This is a genomic window from Flavobacteriales bacterium (assembly GCA_021739695.1).
Taxonomy (GTDB): domain Bacteria; phylum Bacteroidota; class Bacteroidia; order UBA10329; family UBA10329; genus UBA10329.
The window spans coordinates 69,649-88,548 of sequence record JAIPBM010000017.1 but is presented as its reverse complement, the minus strand read 5'-3'; the positions used below and the strand labels follow the sequence as shown (position 1 = coordinate 88,548).

Below are 18,900 nucleotides of genomic sequence, written 5' to 3'. Positions count from 1 at the left end.
TTGATCGGATTGATGGAAGTGATTCCGGCCATGTCTATGGCTTTGTTTGCTGGGCATATTGTCGATCAATCGGAAAAGCGGAATCTACTGGTGAAATGCATTCTCGGTTTCTTGGTACTTAGTACTGGTTTGTTTCTTCTTACTTGGCCTGTTGTGACTGATGGATTCACAACAGAAACATTGGTTCAAGCTATTTACGGTGTTGTCTTTCTTGGCGGAATTGTGCGTTCGTTCATTGGTCCAACGGTCTTTTCATTGTTTTCACAGGTTGTTCCTAAGAATGCATATCCAAATGGAGCTACTTGGAGTAGCGTGGCTTGGCAATCTGGCGCGGTGGCCGGGCCTGCCATTGGTGGTCTGACCATCGGCTACCTAGGTGTTCATTGGTCCATGCTGCTGATTGTGGCAATTGCAATCATTGCCTTGTTGTTGCTTTTTAGCATACCGAATCAGGAAATCCAGAACAAAAAGACGGGTGAACCAATTGCACAAAGTCTGAAAGAAGGGCTTCGGTTTGTGTTTCGCACCAAGGAAGTGCTTGGGGCCATTTCACTCGATATGTTTGCGGTTCTTTTTGGCGGGGCCGTAGCCTTGCTTCCTATCTATGCGCAGGATATTCTGAAAGTTGGTTCTGTCGGATTCGGTTTTCTACGGGCAGCACCAGCAGTTGGTTCGTTTCTCATTATGATGTTCGTGGCCTACTTTCCCTTGAATAAGAATGCAGGCAAGAAGCTACTTGCCGCCATATTCGGTTTCGGTCTTTGCATAATCGTTTTCGGATTATCAGAGATCTATTGGATTTCGCTCGTTGCCCTGTTCCTAAGCGGAGTGACGGATGGCATCAGCGTGGTGGTTCGGCAAACCATCCTTCAACTATATACTCCTGATCACATGCGTGGACGCGTGTCTGCTGTGAATTCGATGTTTGTTGGATCTTCAAACGAACTAGGTGCTTTTGAAAGTGGCTTGGCCGCCCGAATGATCGGAACAGTTAACTCCGTAGTGGCCGGTGGAATCATCACCTTACTGACCGTAGTTGGAACAGGCGTCATGATTCCAAGCCTTCGGAATTTGGATTTCAACGAGACGTTGAATAAAGAAGAGAGTCAGGAGACTACGGCTTCCGACTGATCTTCATTCGAATGCAAGTCGTCATAGTCGGCTTTGACGTCTTCGTAAAACTTCACCATTGTTACTTGCGCAAATGGCATCAACCAAAGAAATGCGATGCCGAGCGTAAATACACAAAGTAGGCCGAGGCCAAAGAACATGAGCATCAGTCCAAAGAGCTTCATTTTGTATCCATCCATCATCTTTTTGCTCAACGCGATGGCATCATAAGCACCCATTTCCGGATTGTCTGAGATGATATACATGCTTTGCGAATAGGCCAATCCCATGATGATGCCAGGAATGATCAGTAGAAGAGTCCATAGAATTGTGAAAACCGCAGTAAGTAAATAGGTGGCAAGCGCTGTACCAAGGTTTTTGAAGCCATCAAAGATCTGCTCCAATCTGGCTTCATTACCGCTCGAGATGTTCTTCGCGAAAATGATAAGTCCAAGAGCAAAAGGGCCACCAATTACGAGCCCGATAAATGGACCGATTGTCGGAATTGCTTGTAGCGCGCCCACAAGAATCATGTAAACGAGAAAAGTTCCTATTGCGATGCCCCATTTTCCGTTCAACGAGGTACGGGCTTCGCTCATTAAAATGCTATTTGCTGTCATGATTCAGATGGTTTAAAGGTTTAACGAATTTAATGTTATCCCTCAGTTTTGAAAACACCATGTCATCAAATTAAATCCACGTTTTTCCGTAAGTGACAGTTATCACGTCTCAATTTCATTCAATGACTTACTTGCAGTATGCAAAGTTTTATTCAGTTGGTGGCGGTAATTTGGTTGATAGCCTTTTCTGGATGCAACAAGCTTATTTACAATTCTCCCACTGTTCAGCAACTTCCTAAAGAAGCTTACTTGGCCAAATTGAGAGAGGTGGATAAAGCCTATGTTCTTGACATTCGAACGCGGATGGAATATAAGCGCGGGCATATTGAAGGCGCAGAAAGTATGAGTGTGATTGGAAGTGGGTTTGACGAGAAGATTGAATTGCTTGATACAACCCGAACGGTCTTCGTTTATTGCGAAACGGCACATCGAAGTCCCATTGCAACTATGAAGTTAAAACGTGTAGGATTTACGCGGATCTATGATCTGGAAGGAGGTTATTCCGTTTTACGAGAGGATTGACCAAGTGCTGAATTCCTTTTAATCGCGAGCAACATTTCCTCGAATCCGTGGTTAATTTTAGTCCACGAAAAATGAAAAATCATTCACTCGTTAGTACTCAATTGTTGGCGCTGCTTTTCGTGCTATTCTCGTATTCAGCCAATGCTGAGCGAATCGTGTTTGACATGAGCGTTTTCGGATTCAAATTCGGGGAGATGGTGCTGACGCACACGGTGGTCAACGATTCGATTGAACGTTATACGCTCAACGCCAAGGGGAAAACCGATTTTCTGTGGATGAAGCGGGAAGAGGAGAGCATCTTCAAAGTGGAATACCGAAATGGGAAGTTATTTTCATCCGATTATGAGTACTTGAATAAAGGTGAACGCGAAAAGTGGAGTACCATTCAGTATGATGGTTCTAAGTATGTGGTCCGTTCAAACGAAGGAGTGAAGAACTTCAACGATGCGCCTGATTATTCGCTCATCAAACTCTATTTCGACCCTAATTGGAAACGCGAACGCGTTTTCTGCGAAGAGGATTGTACCTACGCGCAAATGACACGTGATGCTGAAAAGAAGACCTTGAACATCAAGTGCCAAGATGGGAGCAAAAGCACTTATCACCTTAACAATGGTAGAGTGGAAGCGATGGAGATCCACTTGCCCGTGGCCACCGTCAAATTGACTCGGGTTAACTGATAGCCGAAGCCTTTTTGGCTTTGAGGTCTTCTCTTGAAGTCTTGCAAACCTTATCCCAGAAATAGGAAACCTCTCCGAAATTGGCGTTCACATCGCTGTGGTGCACATTATGCCATGCAGAGGAATTCAGTAAGAATTTAGGCAACACCGCTTCCAATACTTTGGAGTGAATACCACTGTGCAAATAGAGATTCAGTAGAACGAACGATACAATGGCTGTGAAGTACAGCGGTGCAAAATGCTTTGCCTCTGGAATACAGATAAGTAGCAATGGCCAAAACGTAAGAATCGTTTCCACAGGACCCACGGCAAAACCAGCAAACGGAGTCGGATCTCTAAAAGAATGATGGTGCTTATGGAATGGAAAGAACAGTTTGGTGTGCAGTAATCGGTGCTTCCAATAGGTCATGGCATCAATCAAAACGATTCCACCATAGATCTGCAAGAGCGCCATCCACCATGTAAGACCCATTTCTTCCAATGTCCAGGCCATGCCAGTCGGATAACCCAATTTGTAAAGTCCCATCGGCCAAGCCGCCATGCACGAAACAATTAGGGCAGCACGTGCCGTTCCAAAGGCTTCCATGGCGATTGGTGCTGGTTTCTTACGCTTTCCTTGAATGCGGTTAGCGTGGCGTTCAGTGTATAGATAAGCCGCAAATGCAAAAGCAAATAGTGGAATGCTGATACAGAGAAAAATAAATATGACACTTTGGTAGTAGACCGAAATACTAGGATGGAGTAATCCGGAACCTAAGGCGATCAACACTACTAATGCATCGATGTAAGGAGCGGCTTTTAGCATGGCGCGAAATTAGGGCCAACTAAATAAAATAGTATGGCGTTGTGTCAAACAGCCTCGTCAATTCAAATGCAACGATTGCCTCAGGAAATGGTATGTTTCGGTCTATGCAAATATGGATTGTTTTCGAATTTGGTGATAAGCCGCTGTTGGGAAGGATCAAATTCCTTGATTTTATATCAGTCTTTGCCCTGCGAGCACCTGGCAAAGTAACTTCGGAGCTGAGACTTGTATGTGTTTGTTCATGACCACAGGTTATTAGCGAAATGATTTTATGATTGTCACAAATTGGATAATCAGTTAAAGTTTTTAGGATTGATTAATGTAACTTCGGAGTCCTTATTCCATCTAAATAAATTATGCGAACACTTCTTTTACTACTGGCTTTGGCCATTGCCTCTCCGTCTTTTGCAACCGATCCAGATCCAAACGCACCGTATTTGGTGAGTTATACGCTGGTGAAATCGCATACCAAAAAGACCATCAATGAGCTTTGGAAAAAGAAGGAGGTGCCTAAGATTGCGCTTCCAGTAAAGAATGGGGTAGACATCTATGAGATAATATATCGCGTGAAATGGATTGACGGCACTTGGCGAAATGCCTCTGGCATTTACTATGTGCCAAAAGTGGAAAAGACCGTTCCTTATATGATGTTCGGTCATGGGACGCAGATTCAGAAAGAGCGCACTATTTCTGATGACGATTCGCAGCAGTTTATTTGCCTAGCGCACGCTACTGATGGTTATGCCACCATGTATCCTGATTACTATGGAATAGGAAAAGGCGAAGGAAAGCACCTTTACCAACACGCTTGGTCAGAGGCGCATGCGTTTATCTATATGCTAATGGCCATTGACGAACTGAACAAGAAGTTGGAAGTGGAACCGAGCGGCCAGTTGTTTCTTACAGGTTATTCTCAGGGTGGTCATGCTTCGTTTGCTGCGCATAAATATCTGGAGGAACTGAACGACCCACGATTTCAGGTAACGGCATCTTCTCCTATGTCTGGCGCTTATGATATGACAGGTGAACAGGCGAATTACATGTTTCAGGAATATCCACGTCCATTCTATCTGCCGTATCTCTTGCTTTCATACCAAGAGGCGTATCACATTTTGGACACGAAGAATCCGTACGATGCTTTTAGAGCACCATTCGATACCCTTTTTCCAGCGTTTTTCGAACATAATGATAGACGGACCTTGGAGGAGTTGGATAAACTGTTACCTAAGATTCCAAGCGATGTGGTAGATGCCGATCTGATCAATGAGTACAAAACAGATCCTAATTTTCCGTTTAAACTCAGATTGCAAGAGAACAACCTAACCGATTGGACACCTAAAGCGCCTGTTCAGTTGTGCTACTGCAAAGGCGATAAGGAGGTGAACTACATGAACTCAGAAGTAGCATACGAACGCATCAAAGCATCTGGATTTGATCAGATCAGGTTAAATAACCTAAGCGATCACCTCGATCATAATACTTGCGCTGCTTTTGCCGTGCTTGCTTCCAAATACTATTTCGACCGCTTTAAAAAGCACGGCAAGAATCCGAAAATGAAAGAGATGCCTCCATTCAAACGTTGGGTGCGCGGTTTAGTAAAACGTAAGGTAGAGAAGGAATTCAAAGAAGGCGGGAAAGACCACTCTTACCTGTAACACTTAACAGTGTAATCTTATTTTTCGGTAAAGTTGACCACAGAATGCGCAAATCGATAATCTATCCGCTCATCATTTTGTTCGGTCTTGGTCCTTTGTGGCTTGAAGCACAGACTGTAGCCGACCAACGTTGTGCCTCGCTTGGTAAAGGAATGAATGTCTCAAACTGGCTTGAGCGCGGTTGGGACGGAAATTGGCCCACTAGTAACGGTTATACAAAGCAAGACCTTGAACTGATGCAAGAGGCAGGCATCGGTTCCATCCGGCTTCCTATTTACTTCCACGCTGTGGTTGATACAATTGCACCTTATACCGTTGATACGGAACATTTATTATTTGACATGGTGGATAGCGTGATTCAATGGACGGACGAGTTGAACATGAAGCTGTTGATCGATAACCATCATGGTTGGGACCTGACCAACGAAACTTGGCGGCAAGATCTTCCACGGTTTTCGCATATGTGGGCAGTGGTGGCAGAACGCTATCAAAACCTTGATCCGGAAAGAGTGATGTTTGAGTTGATGAACGAACCAAGCTTATTGTTTGATAAGGATTCCTTAGTGATCATGTACATCGATGCCATTGATTCCATTCGGCAACATACAACGCAACATTCCATTGTTGTCTCGCCACATTGGGGAGGAACGGCCATGGTTTTGCCTGATTTTGAACCGTTGGCTGATACCAATCTAATCTACACGTGGCACGTGTATGATCCATTGGATTTTTCGCACCAAGGCCTTACATGGCACAATCCATTTTTTCCTTCCGGAAATCCATTTCCCAATTCAGATACAACCTTTTTCGAAGGTTGGCTTTATGATGGATGGCAGAACCTAATAGAGTGGAAACAGACCTACAACAAGCCAATCTTCCTTGGGGAATTCGGATTGAGTAGCTACTGCGATTCCGCTAGTGCGTGCAATTGGCTCGACTACAACGCCACGCGATTGATTCAGAATGATATTCCATGGTTTTATTGGGATTGGCAATGGGATTTCTCCATGTTCAATTCGCATGTCATTTCGGAAGACAGCATTTACCCCTGTTTCAAGTACTACTTGGGACTGTATGGAGATGATTCGTTCACGAGCGTTGATGAGATTGTAAAGGGTGATTCACCACAGCTCCATATCTATCCAAATCCGAGTTCCAATGGTCAATTTACGGTGGAACTAAACTCAACAAGCGCTACGATGGGGCAGTTTCAGGTGTATGATCAATTGGGGCAACTTGTCGTTTCCGGAAAGTTGAATTCCGATAAAACTGTTATTGATCAGCAGCTTAGCTCAGGATTATATCTTGTTTCTGTTGAAACCAATGGAGATAGAATAGTGCGTAAGCTAATTGTCCGATAATGCGACTACTTCGAGTGATCTTCTAAATACCGCTTAGCCAAACCATCTGGGTCCTTCAGTACTTTGCGTATCCACTGGTATTTCAGTTCCTGATGTTCTTCCTCAGATAGTTGCCAGTTTATTTCAGATTGCCTCAGTTTGGTGGTGATGTAGTGCAGGCAAATAGCCGCAGATACCGAAATATTCAGGCTTTCTGTGAAGCCGTACATTGGTATATACATGCAATGGTCGGCCTGCCTTAAGGCTTGCGCTGAAAGTCCGCGCTTCTCATTTCCGAAAATCAAAGCCATCGGTTTATCAAGCGGCAGTTCGTGTAGCGAAATGCTATGGGTATGTGGTGTGGCGGCAATAATGGAATATCCTTTTGCTTTCAATCTTTCCAAGCAGAACTCGGTATTTGATTCGTGATGCGAGTAGCGATGCAGGTCTATCCATTTCAGGGCTCCTTTTACCACGCGTGGATTGAGGTCGTAGATATTTGAATCTTCGATAACGTGCACATCTTGAATACCGAAGCACTCGGCCGTTCTGATCACCGCATTGGCGTTTTGCGAATGGTAGATGTCTTCTAAAATAACCGTTACGTGCCGCGTGCGATCGAGCAGGCGTGCGGCCATAAGTTCTTGCTTGTTCTGCGTGACGAACGAAAGCAAATATTCGAGCAATTTCTCGTGTTGATTCTCCGTGCTCATCACATTAATTGTGTGACTAAACTAATAGCTAATACCTTATTCCTAGAAGCTTCATTCAGGCATTCGACCATTGGAAGCACCCATCAAATTGCAGAGATGCAGCAGCATGCGTGCCCCTACATTCAGGTCCCAATCTTTGGTGGAAGGTCCTACTTCAACCAGGTCGAAACCAATGATGGTTCTTCCAGAACTGACCACTTTCTTGATGAGAAAAACGGCTTCTTCAAAGCTCAATCCGCCAGGTACAGGTGTTCCGGTAGCAGGGCAGAGCGAAGGATCCAGTCCATCAATATCGAAGCTGATGTATACGTTTTGGGGTAATTCGTTCACGATATCGTTGCAAACCGTATCCCACGTTAGACCAAAGAAGGCCTTGTGCTTCAATTGTTCATCAAAAAAGGCTACAATCCGTTCGTTCGAGTTGAAAATGGTTGACATTTCTTCTTCGCACACATCGCGAACTCCAACAGAAACCAATTTAGTTACATTTTCAAGCTCCATCGCATTGGTCATAATACTTGCGTGCGAATACTTGAAGCCTTCGTAGGCGTTGCGGAGGTCGGCATGTGCATCTATCTGTAAGATTCCAAACGAATCGTGGGTTTCAGAAAGCGCTTTCATCAACCCAAGCGGTGTGCTATGGTCTCCACCCAAAATTCCAACCAGTTTCCCTTCTTTCAGTAGGGCCAAGGAGCACGAATACACGTATTCCACCAACTCGCTGCATTGTTCGTTTATCTCCTTTAGTAAGGAAGCAAGTTCCGGACCTGTAGCATCTGCGCCATTCTCAATCCTGCGGATAACCTCTTGGGCCATTTTCCGATAATGCTTGTTCAGGTCCAACCAATCCATTGGAACTTCATCCATGGCGATTCCCATTTTCCAAGCTTCCTTGTAACCTGAATAATAGAGGTCAATCTGTTTGGATGCCCACAGAATGGCTTCTGGCGCCTCTGAAGTGCCATCGGCAAAAGAAACGGTCACATCCCACGGAACGGGAAGTATCACCACTTCAGCTTCATCAACGTTAAAAGGCAGACCGAACAGGCCAGAATCTTTCAATCCTGGACCATTTGGGTCAAAACGGTCAATCTTTTCCTGCTTGCTCATCATATCCCGAAAATAAGAAAGGCCCCGTATTCGGAGCCTTTCCTTGTCAACTAATTCACATTCACTATTTCACTGCGTCAGCAAGTTCGCTGCCGGTTTTAAAGCGCACTACTTTTTTAGCTTCAATTTTGATTTCAGCTCCAGTCTGTGGGTTTCTTCCTGTTCTAGAAGCTCTGTCAGAAACCGAGAACGAACCGAATCCTACCAATGCTACACGATCGCCATTTTTAAGCGCCTTTGTAGTAGCGTTAACAAATGCATCCAAAGCCCTTTTCGCGTCTGCCTTAGAAAGACCTGCTTCAGCGGCAACTTGATCAATTAATTCTGCCTTGTTCATGATAAAATATTAATGGTTTGACTCTGTTTGAGTCCTCAAATATATACGGCAAGCAAAGCGCAACAATGGCTCACAACTAAAACCTAAGGTTTTGTTAATAAAAGCAATCGTTTGTTGATAACTGCGGCTGTAATGCCCGTGAATAAAGGGATTCAGCGCATTTAGTGTTTTAGTCCGAAAAAGGTAAACGACAAAACTACTAGCTGCAGCGGTAGTTGGTGACGTCAAATCCACGCAAGAAATCTCCTGTCGACATGCGTTTCTTTCCTGCCATTTGAAGTTCTAGAATTTCCAACCAGCCGTCAGCACATTTGATGAACATGGATTGATTTTCACTAGCGATGAATCCGTTTTCGCCTTTTTCCTTTTTTTCCGTTTTCCGTGTTTCAAAGACCTTCATTCCAATTTCTTCATCGCCTGAAGTAAGTGTTGTGTAAGCAGTCGGGTAGGGCGATAGGCCTCGGATCAGGTTGAAAACTTCATCTACGTTCTTATTCCAATTGATTTTGCAGGTTTCTTTGAACAGCTTTGGAGCTTCCTTCAGTTCGCCAACAATGGTAGTCTGAGGAATGGAAGGTGCGTTTCCACTTTCTATCGCTTCAAGTGTTCTAACTACCAATTTGGCGCCAACAGTCATCAATTTATCATGCAGTTCGCCAGCGGTTTCGTTCTCTGCAATGGCAACTTTCACCTGAAAAATGATGTTTCCAGTATCAATCTGATGTTGCAGGAAAAAGGTGGTCACACCCGATTCCTTTTCGCCATTGATGACGGCCCAATTGATTGGCGCGGCACCGCGGTACTGTGGTAGGAGCGAAGCGTGCAGATTGAAAGTTCCTTTCTCTGGCATGTTCCAAACCACTTCTGGCAGCATACGGAATGCAACCACAACTTGGAGCGTAGCTTTCAGTTCTTTCAATTCGTTGAGAAACTCTTCTGACTTCAGGTTGGTTGGCTGGAGGACGGGCAAACCATTTTCAACGGCAAACTGTTTTACAGCCGATGGTTGCAATTTCATGCCACGCCCCGCTGGCCTATCGGGAGCTGTGATGACGCCCACGACATTAGCATCAGCATCCAACAGTGCTTTCAGCGTTGCCACAGCAAAATCGGGCGTACCCATAAAAATGATTCTTTCTTTATTCATTCTATTTACTTCGAAGACATTTTAATAGCCACAGATTCACTGATTTTCACCGATTCCATCGATTGTTTTTCATGTCATCTGTGAAAATCCGTGTTAATCTGTGCATCAGTGGCAAAAAAAGATATCACAGTAGGTTATTCGTGAACCTTCGCATTTTTCCATTTTCCGCTCCAAAGATAGAGCGCGGAAAATAGTCCCATAAAGGAGAAATAAACGATCTCTGAAGTCCAAACCATATTTAATGGTTGATGCCACTGATGCACCATTCTGTAGGTGAAATTGAGGTAAATGATAAGCGTACTCATTTCAATAAGCAGCGTCATCAGCGTATTTCCTGTTCCAGAAACAACGGATAGGAGAATCATTGCTACCGCAAAAAGCACAATGGAAATGGATATAACGTGAACTACTGGAATCGAATCTGTGATCAGCGTGGCATCGTTCGTGAACACAGAAAGCAATAAGCGCGGGTTGATCAGGTTGAGCAGCATCAATACGACAGATGAGGCCACGGTCAGCAGTATCAGGCGCTTGATGAGTGTCCAAACCAAGTGCGTTCCACCTTGGCCAATGAGTTTACTTACCAAGGTCTGTGTTCCTTGGCCAATACCGATCAACGGAATCATCAGTACTGAATAGCCACTTCTCACAACATTTGAGATTGCCAGTTCGCGCTCGCCCATGCCTTCGATGATGAGAAAGAACGTCATCCAAGAACCGATGGAAACGATATGCTGCACCATTACAGGCGTGGCAATCCGCATGATGGATCTAATCTGTTTGAAATTCGGTTTCGGGAAATGAAAGCAGTTGAACTGAACGCCCAATCGCTTTCTGCGAACCCAACCAATGAGATAAAGCAAGCTGAAGGTTTCCGACAGTACTGAGGCGTAGCCCGCTCCTTCAATCTCCATACGCGGAAAGCCCCAATTCCCGAATACAAAGAGGTAGTTGAAAACGAAATTGAATGCCGCCATGATTCCTGCAGCGTAGGAGATGGCGCGTGTGTCGCTCACTCCCGTAAGGAAACAGCGATAGCCCACCACAATGGCGGCAGGAATCAATCCAATAACGCGGATGTTGGTGTAAGCAAGCGTACTTTTAAGAATGGCTTCCGATGCGATGATTCGCGACAAGATCTCCTCGGCAAAGAAGAAATGGAAGACGATCATGCCTCCAGCCATGGCTAAAAGCATGTACATCAAATGGTCGAAAACAGGTCCGATCTTCTCTGGCTTTTCTTCACCATGAAAGCGCGCCATGATGATCTGCGCGCCAATTCCCAGTCCGAATGCAGCCATTAGCATAATGAGTACATAGATGCCGCCAAGTCCAGACGCACCGATGGCTACTTCGCTCACTCTTCCCAAGAAGGCAGTATCGGTCACATTGATTATCGTCACCGCCACAAACCCGAGGATGAGCGGGTAGGAGATGCGCCAGATGTTACGATATGAAATCGTGTCGTTCAAACCCCTCTGCCTTCGGCATCTCCCCGAAGGGGAGAGTGGATTCTAGGAAAAAATAGAGATCCCATTCTGTCTGAATGATTGACTCTAGGAAACATGCAACATCAAGCCTTTCAGATATTCTCCTTCTGGATGATAAATGTTCACGGGATGATCGACCGCATGGCCCAATCGTTTGAGCACACGAACGTTTCTGCCAGCGTTGATGGCAGCAGCAAGCACCGCACTTTCAAACATCTGCGGATTGACCACCTGCGAGCACGAAAACGTGAACAGCAGACTATTTGGGGCAATCACTTTCAAAGCCGTCTCATTCAGGCGCTTGTAGCCCTGCACAGCACGATGTCTGGCTTTTATCGATTTGGCAAATGCAGGTGGATCGAGGATGATCATGTCGTAACCATCGGCTTTCTCCACAAACTTGAAAGCATCTTCGCAAATAGCCTCATGGTTCTTGTCAAAGCCGTTGATGGTGGCATTCTCAGCAGCCAGATCAATAGCAGGTTGGGAAATATCTACGGATGTTACCTGCTTCGCTCCATTGGCCAAGGCATAGACCGAGAAACCTCCTGTGTAGCAGAAGGTATTCAACACCTTTTTGCCTTTTGCGTATTGCCCAACCAATGCACGGTTATCCCGTTGATCAATGAAAAAGCCAGTCTTCTGTCCGTTCACCCAGTTCACTTTGAACTTAAGGCCATTCTCCAACACTTCGGTTTCTTCCTTCTTTCCTTTCAGGAATGCATGTGTTTTGGAAGCCAAGTTCCGATGATAGATGGAATTCAACTTCAATCCTTTGATGTTCTCTAAGGCTTTGGTGATCTCTTTGGCGCAATTGGCCATGCCATCGGTGTGACTTTGCACCACCGCGCAATCATTGTAAATATCTACCACACAACCAGGCAGTCCATCGCCCTCGGCATGAATGAGGCGGAAACAGTTGGTTTCCTTTGAGAGCAAACCCAAGCCCTTGCGAACCGCAAATGCTTCCTGAAAACGTACGTTCCAGAAGGTCTGGTCAATGCGTTCCTTCTCAAAAGTGAGTATGCGTACCGCAATAGAACCATTATGGTAATGGCCTGCGCCAATGTAATTTCCGGAGGAATCCTCTACGCTTACCAACTCGCCATTTTCAGGCTTTGCAGAAGTTTTGGCAATGGCTCCCGAAAACACCCAACGGTGCTTTCTCAGTAATGAACTCTCTTTGCCTTTGTTTAGAATGATCGTTTTCATGGGCGGCAAAGGTATTTTTTAAAAGGGTGTTGAACGATGGGTGATGAGAGACACGGGAAAGTAATGAGGGGAAAAGGAAAAATGAGAAAAGGTGAAAGGAATAACGAAGCGCGAAGTACGAAATCGGAAGCACTAAAAATGAATAATGAAAAAAAGGGGAAACGAAATACGGGAATGAGCTTCTAACACAGTTTATTGAACAAACCCTCAAGAAATGATCGTTGCTGTTCAACAAATGTTGTTTTACGTCATTGAATATCGTTTGACTGTAGCAAAAGAATTGTTGGACTACGCTGACTATTGGCTACCGAGTATGGTTGATTGGTTGCATATTATATTGTTATTTTAAATAACTTCGGTCATTGGAAGCACCGAACATGGCGATAAGGACCGTGTCTCTCACGTTGGTTATTGCCTTTGTGGCGACCATTTCGGGATGCATAAAAGAACCGTACTGCGAAGTCGGTTATATCATTGATAAGCACCATTCATACGACACCATCTATCCTTCCATTTTTTTAGCGAGGTATCCAGGTTCGTGGTGGGAGTATTCGAATGGAAGTAGGGATAGTTGTCACAATTGGGAAGCTGTACCTATCTGGCTTGCATCTGATGATATAAGTTGTCCGATTGTGTCCGAAGACATGGTCTATCTTCCAAGTGGACATGTTTACAATAACCAGTATGTCTGGACCCCGGAAGGGAAATTAAATACAGTATTTAACCCCATCGTAGACACCTTGATCGGAGTGGTCTATTCCACGGTAGATTATGGTGGATCTGCCAGAATAACTGTTTCTTTGGTAACAGTGGATCGATCGGATACCATGCAAGTTAATGGGGTCATCTATTCGGACGTGATCCATATGAAGTACTCATACGAAGTTTATTATTGGCACATAGATGGGGGGCCACCAGCGACCGTCACCGACAGTTATTATGCACGGAATGTCGGGCTTATTAAGCAAAAGAGATTTGATTATTTTCGGAACATTGATGATCAGATTGAACTCGTAAATCACTACATCGCGCCACACTGATGAAATGCATTGGACTTCATAAGCCTATTGCAAGACTATCCATTTTTATGTGCTTATACTGTTCAACAATGCTTGCAATGGCTCAGGAGGCAGACAGTGTAAAGAAGCATATGACTGTTCTAGAACGGATAGAATTGGAATCATTGTTTTCGTTGCACGTTGGGTCTGGAGCAAAGGTTGGTGGAGGCATGCAACTGGGTGTGCATCTGCCACTATACAACGGAAGACTTCGTCTGGGAATTGATGCAGGGTTTGGCCGCCATAATGGTGCCTTTAAGGCGGATAATACAACACTTAACCTACAACTGAACATGGTGAATCTTGATCTAAGGGTAGGAACCGATTTGTTGGCCAAGCACCCCGTTGATCTTATTGTTGATGTTGGAGCAAGAATGTTTATTCCTACAAATGGACTCTACAATTTCCAATATTACATGCCATACATCTATGCAGATGGCCATTATTTTAAGATTGAAAACAGACCGGTCCCTGCCATTCTTTGCGGGCTTTCCTTTAGAATGCCAGTAAGCTTTCGTTCGATATTGACATTCAGCTATTCATTCAGTTATACCTTCTTGAGCGTGAAGCCAAAAGCAAATACTGAATCGAATGGGGTTTATTATTCTGACCAGCTTGAGAATTACTTTGTAACCCATCCACCAGCCCCTTATCCGCCTGATGGCAAGCAATTTGAAATACCCATTTTAGGCCAAGTACATTATTTTCGAGTAGGTTATTGTTATCGATTTGCTCTTCGCAAATAAGAATATGTTCGATCAATCCTGTAATAGATGAAAAGCCTATTCATTTATCAGCTAATCGCAAGACTAATCGTAGTGGTTAGCTTTCTTACTATCGCGTTTGTCTCTAGGGGTCAGAAATCTGATAGTGCCATGGTTTTTAAATCGATAATTGACCACATTGAGCTTGAGCAAACAGCGGTCGTTTACATTAGTAATGAAGCGACTGCAGACGTTGGTGGTGGATTGAAATTAGGTTGCCATATATCGCTTTTGGATAGTCGCTTACGGATCGGTCTGGATGTTGGGTACGGATTTCATCGGTACAATTACCATCCTGAAAATGGCAACAACAATCCCGATATCCTACTCCGTATGAGTGCTGTGAATTTTGACCTCACATACGGTACTGACCTCCTTCCTAAAAAAAGAACCGATCTTATACTAGGCGCGGGTGTAAGAATGTTCATTCCTGTGGGAGGAAGTTACGGATACTATAATTTGGGATATCCTCAAAAAGATGTTGTTTATGACATTGATAAAAAGTTCTTTCCCGCAGCGCTTTGTAAAATCGTAGCAAGATTTCCTATAGGTCCTCACTCATGCTTTTCACTTGGATACCTTTTTAGCTTTACGTTCGGTAATTTGGAACAGGTGCCTAATGCTGGGGTCGGATATGTGGATAACGTGGGTAAGGAGCACCAGATTAATTTTGGATACTGTTACTACTTTGCCGCTCTAAAGAAACGATGATGATTTGTTATTGTATAAAGGTCCGTTTGTCCACTCCTGTGCTGCGCGTAATGCGAAGCAGCTAAAGCCCTATGTTGATTAGCTGAGAAACCAAGGGAGCCCGATGATCTGAAATTCGTTAAAGCTTGATTTAATCACTTCGAATGCAAAATGCTGACAAGCCAATTCAAAATCAACAGGTGACAAGCCGACAATGGTGGTCAGATAGAAGAGACCATTACAACATTGGGTTGATAGTTGCCGGTATTCTGGCCTTTTTCACTTATGCCATTGTTGGTTCGCTATTATTTGCAAACGACATTGGATTTGAAATCACCATTTTCACAACTGCTTTTCAAGGATTTGGTTACATGATAATGATGGTAGTAGCGAACCTGCTTTACAGTTTAGGTTCGTTTGTAGACCGAATGTTCAATAAAACGAATGACGAGAGCTTCAGGCAACGGCTTTTTATTCTTGGTTGCTTGTTTTCATTCTCACTGCCTTTTCTTGTTCCTGTGATGCTGATAGTAGTCTATTATGTAGGGGGTTGATGTAATTTACAAAGCCGACTAAGTGCTTGTCTTTCCTCTCGCAATCAATCAAAACGATACATTTAAGACCATGAAAAAACCATTCAGCGTAATTTTGCTTGCTGCCTTGTTGGCAAGCTGCGAACCAATAACGAAAGAGACCCAGAACATGGAAGACCAAAAGGATCAAACTGAAAGCGCTTCAACCATAGACACCACGCCAAGAGTGACGGGCATTGGTGGTATTTTCTTCTTTTCAGATAATCCGAAGGAAACGAGAGAATGGTATGCCAAGAATTTGGGCCTTAAGATCAACGATTGGGGTTCATCGAGTTTTGAATCGAGAAGTCTTGAACGACCTGAAGAGATCAATACCCTTGAATGGAATCCTTTCAAGAAAGGCAGCGATTATTTTGCGCCATCCGAAAAAGAGTTCATGATCAACTACCGTGTGCAGCATTTGGAAGCACTCTTGGAAAAACTCAAAGAAAACGGTGTGACCATTGTAGACAGTATTGCTACGTACGACTATGGCAAATTTGTGCACATTATGGATGCAGATGGCAATAAGATAGAACTTTGGGAACCAGTGGCTAGCGAAGAAAGCCACTGATAGCTGTCAACTTCAGTTAGCACGTTTCCATAGAAAGCGATAGGGCAGAAGGGCATCTTCGCCTGCGTAGTCAACCCCAATGCGAGGTCCAATGGTAACTTCATTCGGGTTGACCGCGATGCCATGGTCTTCTATCCAAACGGAATCTCCCGAAAGTTCGAGGTTATTGTGCTGACGGAATTCGATGCCTAAGGCCTTACTCAATTTACCCGGCCCATCGGCAATTCGGTGCAAGGGTTCTTTCGTTTTTCTTCGTGCTACGATTGCTTCAATTCCTTCCAAAGGATGGATTCCACGAACGAGCACTGCGTGTGGAATGTCTTTTTTGTTCGTCACTACATTGAACAGCGAATGCACTCCATAGCATAGATAAACATACGAGATGCCTGGTTTTCCGAACATGATTTCGGTGCGATCGGTGCGTTTGCCACCAAAGGCATGCGAAGCTTTGTCTACCACACCCGCATAAGCTTCCGTTTCGGTAATGATTCCTTTTGTGACTATGCCGTCAACGTTGGTGCAAAGCACTTTGCCGATGAGTTCCTGAGCAATCAGCACCACATCTTCCCGGTCGTAAAAATGGGTAGGCAGTTTTTTCATATCGGACCAACCGTTCCGTTCATGAGGTAGACCAGTTCGTTCGCATCTAACAGAATTTGAAGCGCTTTCAGCACATCCTTTTCTGGTTTTTCTAGCTTTTCAAATAGTTCGAGAATACTGATTTCTTCGCTCACATTCAATTTCACTAGATCGATGTCCTCTTGCGAGAAATCAATCTTAGAAAGCCCGCGGCACACATCGCATTTGCCACAGCTCTTGCTATCCGTTTCGCCAAAATACTTGAGTAGCATCTGGCTACGGCAGACCTTGTCGCTTTGCATAAAATGCAGCGCTGCGCTGATGCGTTCTTGAATGAGGCCGATTCTCAGTTCGTAGACTTCTTTTGAAATATGGATATCCTGCTTACGGACACGACCTCCTACGAAATTCAGCTTCGGAAGTCCGCTTGATGGGCGATAATCCAACACTTCCAGTTTGTGAAGCTTGTGCAAAATGGCCACTGCTTGTTCGGTAGAATAGCCAGAACGTTTGGCAACGAGTTCTTCGTTTATCGGAACAAATTCCTCAAACATTCTTCCGTAGGAGCGAAGCAGAATCTTGGTCAAACGTCCCACTTTTGGATTGCGCATTTCGAGGTCGTAAAGCGAATCGTGGTTCACAAGAATTTTCAATGTGGAGCGGGGATCTGAGCTGGCAGCAAGAATAAGATGGTCGGCCTTTTCTAAGAATGAAACGGCTTCCATGATCTCTTTGGGCTTCCATTTGTATCGTTCCGCCAGTTTAGGAAGATCAAAGTCGAACCATTCGTCTTCGCCACTTCCTTCGGCCAATTGCAGCGAACTTCCAATGGAATAATAAACCTCTTTGATCCGTTCGCGTGTTGGGAAAGCGTGCAGCAGTTTTTGTTCCAGTTCTGTAACGTCATGTTGATTGACCAGTGCCACCGCATAACTCTCTTTTCCATCGCGACCACCACGACCGGCTTCCTGAAAATAGCCTTCCAAACTGTCTGGAAAACCAAGATGGATCACCACGCGCACATCTGGTTTGTCAATGCCCATTCCGAAGGCATTGGTGGCAACAATAATGCGTGTGTTGTCGTTGATCCAATCGTTCTGCCGTGTTTGTCGTTCGTCAAACGAAAGTCCAGCATGGTAAAATGAAGCAGATACGCCCTGCGTTTGCAGGAACTGCGCAAGTTCCTGTGTCCGTCTTCGGTTGCGCACATAGATGATGGCGCTACCAGGCGTTTTGGATAGAATACGCAGCATGCGTCCCTTCAGGTCATCTTCGCGCAAGATCATGTACGAGAGGTTTTCGCGTGCAAAGGATTTCCGGATAACATTCTTCTTTTTGAACTCCAGTTTCTCCTGAATGTCTTCCACCACTTTAGGTGTGGCGGTGGCCGTCAAAGCCAACACCGGAACCTTTGGCATCAATTGCCTGATTTCGGCTATCTGCAAATAGGGCGGACGGAAATCATAGCCCCACTGCGAGATGCAATGCGCTTCATCCACTGCCAGCAAGTTCACTTTCATTTTCTGCAGTCGAACCTGAACCATTTCGTTCCGCAGTCTTTCTGGGCTCAGATATAGGAATTTCACATCGCCATAAACGCAGGTGTCGAGCGCGGCATCTATTTGCGAAAAGTGCATGCCTGAATGCAAAAGCATGGCATTGATGCCCTTCTTTTTCAGGTTTTCCACCTGATCTTTCATCAGCGCAATAAGCGGGGAAACAACCACGCAGATTCCTTCCCTGCAAAGCGCTGGAACTTGAAAACAAATGGATTTACCGCCTCCCGTTGGGAGCAATGCGAGCACGTCTTTACCATCCAACGCTTCTTGAATGATCTCGCGCTGCTGCGCACGAAAGGCATCGAAGCCCCAATATTTCTTGAGAATGGATTCTGGCGTGGGATTCATCTACGCCAAAGATAA

At 44.8% G+C, this 18,900-nt stretch carries 20 protein-coding genes; 10 read left to right on the top strand and 10 right to left on the bottom strand.

All coding sequences use genetic code 11. The features are described from left to right. Positions 1-1,131, top strand: a 1,131-nt coding sequence (locus K9J17_11770) for an MFS transporter (protein ID MCF8277401.1), incomplete at its 5' end; no start/stop codon positions are given. Here K9J17_11770 and K9J17_11765 read toward each other — a convergent pair. Beyond that, positions 1,107-1,733, bottom strand: coding sequence for a DUF975 family protein (locus K9J17_11765; protein MCF8277400.1), 627 nt, complete (start codon positions 1,731-1,733; stop codon positions 1,107-1,109). The genes K9J17_11770 and K9J17_11765 overlap by 25 nt on opposite strands. A 135-nt stretch (positions 1,734-1,868) precedes the next feature. On the opposite strand from K9J17_11765, the gene K9J17_11760 reads away from it, so the two are divergent. Together K9J17_11760 and K9J17_11755 are read left to right on the top strand one after the other, a co-directional pair. Continuing rightward, on the top strand, positions 1,869-2,252 hold the full coding sequence (locus K9J17_11760; protein MCF8277399.1) for a rhodanese-like domain-containing protein: 384 nt from the start codon (positions 1,869-1,871) through the stop codon (positions 2,250-2,252). A gap of 71 nt (positions 2,253-2,323) precedes the next feature. After that, the gene (locus K9J17_11755; GenBank protein ID MCF8277398.1) at positions 2,324-2,932 is read left to right on the top strand and encodes a hypothetical protein; all 609 of its coding nucleotides are present in this window, start codon (positions 2,324-2,326) and stop codon (positions 2,930-2,932) included. On the opposite strand, the gene K9J17_11750 is transcribed toward K9J17_11755, so the two are convergent. Beyond that, on the bottom strand, positions 2,925-3,737 hold the full coding sequence (locus K9J17_11750) for a sterol desaturase family protein (protein MCF8277397.1): 813 nt from the start codon (positions 3,735-3,737) through the stop codon (positions 2,925-2,927). The two genes, K9J17_11755 and K9J17_11750, sit on opposite strands and share 8 nt — an antisense overlap. Before the next feature lie 356 nt (positions 3,738-4,093). Here K9J17_11750 and K9J17_11745 point away from each other — a divergent pair, with 356 nt between their 5' ends. Both K9J17_11745 and K9J17_11740 read left to right on the top strand, forming a co-directional pair. Further along, positions 4,094-5,392, top strand: coding sequence for a hypothetical protein (locus K9J17_11745; protein ID MCF8277396.1), 1,299 nt, complete (start codon positions 4,094-4,096; stop codon positions 5,390-5,392). Positions 5,393-5,436: 44 nt separating this feature from the next. Then, positions 5,437-6,753, top strand: a complete 1,317-nt coding sequence (locus K9J17_11740; GenBank protein MCF8277395.1) for a cellulase family glycosylhydrolase — start codon at positions 5,437-5,439, stop codon at positions 6,751-6,753. Between the two features lie 5 nt (positions 6,754-6,758). On the opposite strand, the gene K9J17_11735 is transcribed toward K9J17_11740, so the two are convergent. From K9J17_11735 to K9J17_11710, 6 genes are all read right to left on the bottom strand, one after another. Further along, positions 6,759-7,445, bottom strand: a complete 687-nt coding sequence (locus tag K9J17_11735) for an RNA methyltransferase (protein ID MCF8277394.1) — start codon at positions 7,443-7,445, stop codon at positions 6,759-6,761. A 51-nt stretch (positions 7,446-7,496) separates the two neighbouring features. Next, a complete protein-coding gene (locus K9J17_11730; GenBank protein MCF8277393.1) occupies positions 7,497-8,555 on the bottom strand; it encodes an agmatinase family protein in 1,059 nt (352 codons plus the stop codon). A gap of 64 nt (positions 8,556-8,619) precedes the next feature. After that, positions 8,620-8,892 carry an HU family DNA-binding protein gene (locus tag K9J17_11725; protein ID MCF8277392.1) on the bottom strand — a complete coding sequence of 91 codons (273 nt, stop codon included), beginning with the start codon at positions 8,890-8,892 and terminating at the stop codon, positions 8,620-8,622. A 199-nt stretch (positions 8,893-9,091) separates the two neighbouring features. Beyond that, positions 9,092-10,039, bottom strand: coding sequence for a methionyl-tRNA formyltransferase (gene fmt, locus K9J17_11720; GenBank protein ID MCF8277391.1), 948 nt, complete (start codon positions 10,037-10,039; stop codon positions 9,092-9,094). A gap of 134 nt (positions 10,040-10,173) precedes the next feature. Continuing rightward, positions 10,174-11,511 (bottom strand): MATE family efflux transporter, encoded by a 1,338-nt coding sequence (locus K9J17_11715; GenBank protein MCF8277390.1) that lies wholly within the window; start codon positions 11,509-11,511, stop codon positions 10,174-10,176. An 84-nt stretch (positions 11,512-11,595) separates the two neighbouring features. Next, positions 11,596-12,741 carry a class I SAM-dependent rRNA methyltransferase gene (locus tag K9J17_11710; protein ID MCF8277389.1) on the bottom strand — a complete coding sequence of 382 codons (1,146 nt, stop codon included), beginning with the start codon at positions 12,739-12,741 and terminating at the stop codon, positions 11,596-11,598. Positions 12,742-13,118: 377 nt separating this feature from the next. Between K9J17_11710 and K9J17_11705 the strand changes: the two genes are divergently transcribed. The 5 genes from K9J17_11705 (at position 13,119) to K9J17_11685 (ending at position 16,399) form a co-directional block, all read left to right on the top strand. Further along, entirely contained in the window at positions 13,119-13,781 is a 663-nt protein-coding gene (locus K9J17_11705; protein ID MCF8277388.1) for a hypothetical protein, read from the top strand. Between the two features lie 77 nt (positions 13,782-13,858). Continuing rightward, complete coding sequence (locus K9J17_11700) at positions 13,859-14,545, top strand: hypothetical protein (protein MCF8277387.1); 687 nt, start codon at positions 13,859-13,861, stop codon at positions 14,543-14,545. Positions 14,546-14,572: 27 nt separating this feature from the next. Beyond that, a complete protein-coding gene (locus tag K9J17_11695) occupies positions 14,573-15,274 on the top strand; it encodes a hypothetical protein (protein MCF8277386.1) in 702 nt (233 codons plus the stop codon). Positions 15,275-15,453: 179 nt separating this feature from the next. Next, complete coding sequence (locus K9J17_11690; GenBank protein ID MCF8277385.1) at positions 15,454-15,807, top strand: hypothetical protein; 354 nt, start codon at positions 15,454-15,456, stop codon at positions 15,805-15,807. Between the two features lie 148 nt (positions 15,808-15,955). After that, positions 15,956-16,399 (top strand): VOC family protein, encoded by a 444-nt coding sequence (locus K9J17_11685; protein ID MCF8277384.1) that lies wholly within the window; start codon positions 15,956-15,958, stop codon positions 16,397-16,399. Between the two features lie 12 nt (positions 16,400-16,411). Here the strand turns inward: K9J17_11685 and K9J17_11680 are convergent, their stop codons facing one another. Together K9J17_11680 and K9J17_11675 are read right to left on the bottom strand one after the other, a co-directional pair. Further along, entirely contained in the window at positions 16,412-16,999 is a 588-nt protein-coding gene (locus K9J17_11680) for a DNA-3-methyladenine glycosylase (protein ID MCF8277383.1), read from the bottom strand. After that, positions 16,996-18,885 carry a RecQ family ATP-dependent DNA helicase gene (locus tag K9J17_11675; protein MCF8277382.1) on the bottom strand — a complete coding sequence of 630 codons (1,890 nt, stop codon included), beginning with the start codon at positions 18,883-18,885 and terminating at the stop codon, positions 16,996-16,998. The genes K9J17_11680 and K9J17_11675 overlap by 4 nt, the downstream gene beginning before the upstream one ends. Positions 18,886-18,900 lie beyond the last annotated feature (15 nt).

What these genes read in the sequence shown, in the direction of transcription:
- K9J17_11760 (MCF8277399.1), top strand. Translation starts at nt 1,869, where the DNA reads ATGCAAAGTTTTATTCAGTTGGTGGCGGTAATTTGGTTGATAGCCTTT.
- K9J17_11755 (MCF8277398.1), top strand. Translation starts at nt 2,324, where the DNA reads ATGAAAAATCATTCACTCGTTAGTACTCAATTGTTGGCGCTGCTTTTC.
- K9J17_11750 (MCF8277397.1), bottom strand. Translation starts at nt 3,737, where the DNA reads ATGCTAAAAGCCGCTCCTTACATCGATGCATTAGTAGTGTTGATCGCC.
- K9J17_11745 (MCF8277396.1), top strand. Translation starts at nt 4,094, where the DNA reads ATGCGAACACTTCTTTTACTACTGGCTTTGGCCATTGCCTCTCCGTCT.
- K9J17_11740 (MCF8277395.1), top strand. Translation starts at nt 5,437, where the DNA reads ATGCGCAAATCGATAATCTATCCGCTCATCATTTTGTTCGGTCTTGGT.
- K9J17_11735 (MCF8277394.1), bottom strand. Translation starts at nt 7,445, where the DNA reads ATGAGCACGGAGAATCAACACGAGAAATTGCTCGAATATTTGCTTTCG.
- K9J17_11730 (MCF8277393.1), bottom strand. Translation starts at nt 8,555, where the DNA reads ATGAGCAAGCAGGAAAAGATTGACCGTTTTGACCCAAATGGTCCAGGA.
- K9J17_11725 (MCF8277392.1), bottom strand. Translation starts at nt 8,892, where the DNA reads ATGAACAAGGCAGAATTAATTGATCAAGTTGCCGCTGAAGCAGGTCTT.
- fmt (MCF8277391.1), bottom strand. Translation starts at nt 10,039, where the DNA reads ATGAATAAAGAAAGAATCATTTTTATGGGTACGCCCGATTTTGCTGTG.
- K9J17_11710 (MCF8277389.1), bottom strand. Translation starts at nt 12,741, where the DNA reads ATGAAAACGATCATTCTAAACAAAGGCAAAGAGAGTTCATTACTGAGA.
- K9J17_11705 (MCF8277388.1), top strand. Translation starts at nt 13,119, where the DNA reads ATGGCGATAAGGACCGTGTCTCTCACGTTGGTTATTGCCTTTGTGGCG.
- K9J17_11700 (MCF8277387.1), top strand. Translation starts at nt 13,859, where the DNA reads ATGGCTCAGGAGGCAGACAGTGTAAAGAAGCATATGACTGTTCTAGAA.
- K9J17_11695 (MCF8277386.1), top strand. Translation starts at nt 14,573, where the DNA reads ATGAAAAGCCTATTCATTTATCAGCTAATCGCAAGACTAATCGTAGTG.
- K9J17_11685 (MCF8277384.1), top strand. Translation starts at nt 15,956, where the DNA reads ATGGAAGACCAAAAGGATCAAACTGAAAGCGCTTCAACCATAGACACC.
- K9J17_11680 (MCF8277383.1), bottom strand. Translation starts at nt 16,999, where the DNA reads ATGAAAAAACTGCCTACCCATTTTTACGACCGGGAAGATGTGGTGCTG.
- K9J17_11675 (MCF8277382.1), bottom strand. Translation starts at nt 18,885, where the DNA reads ATGAATCCCACGCCAGAATCCATTCTCAAGAAATATTGGGGCTTCGAT.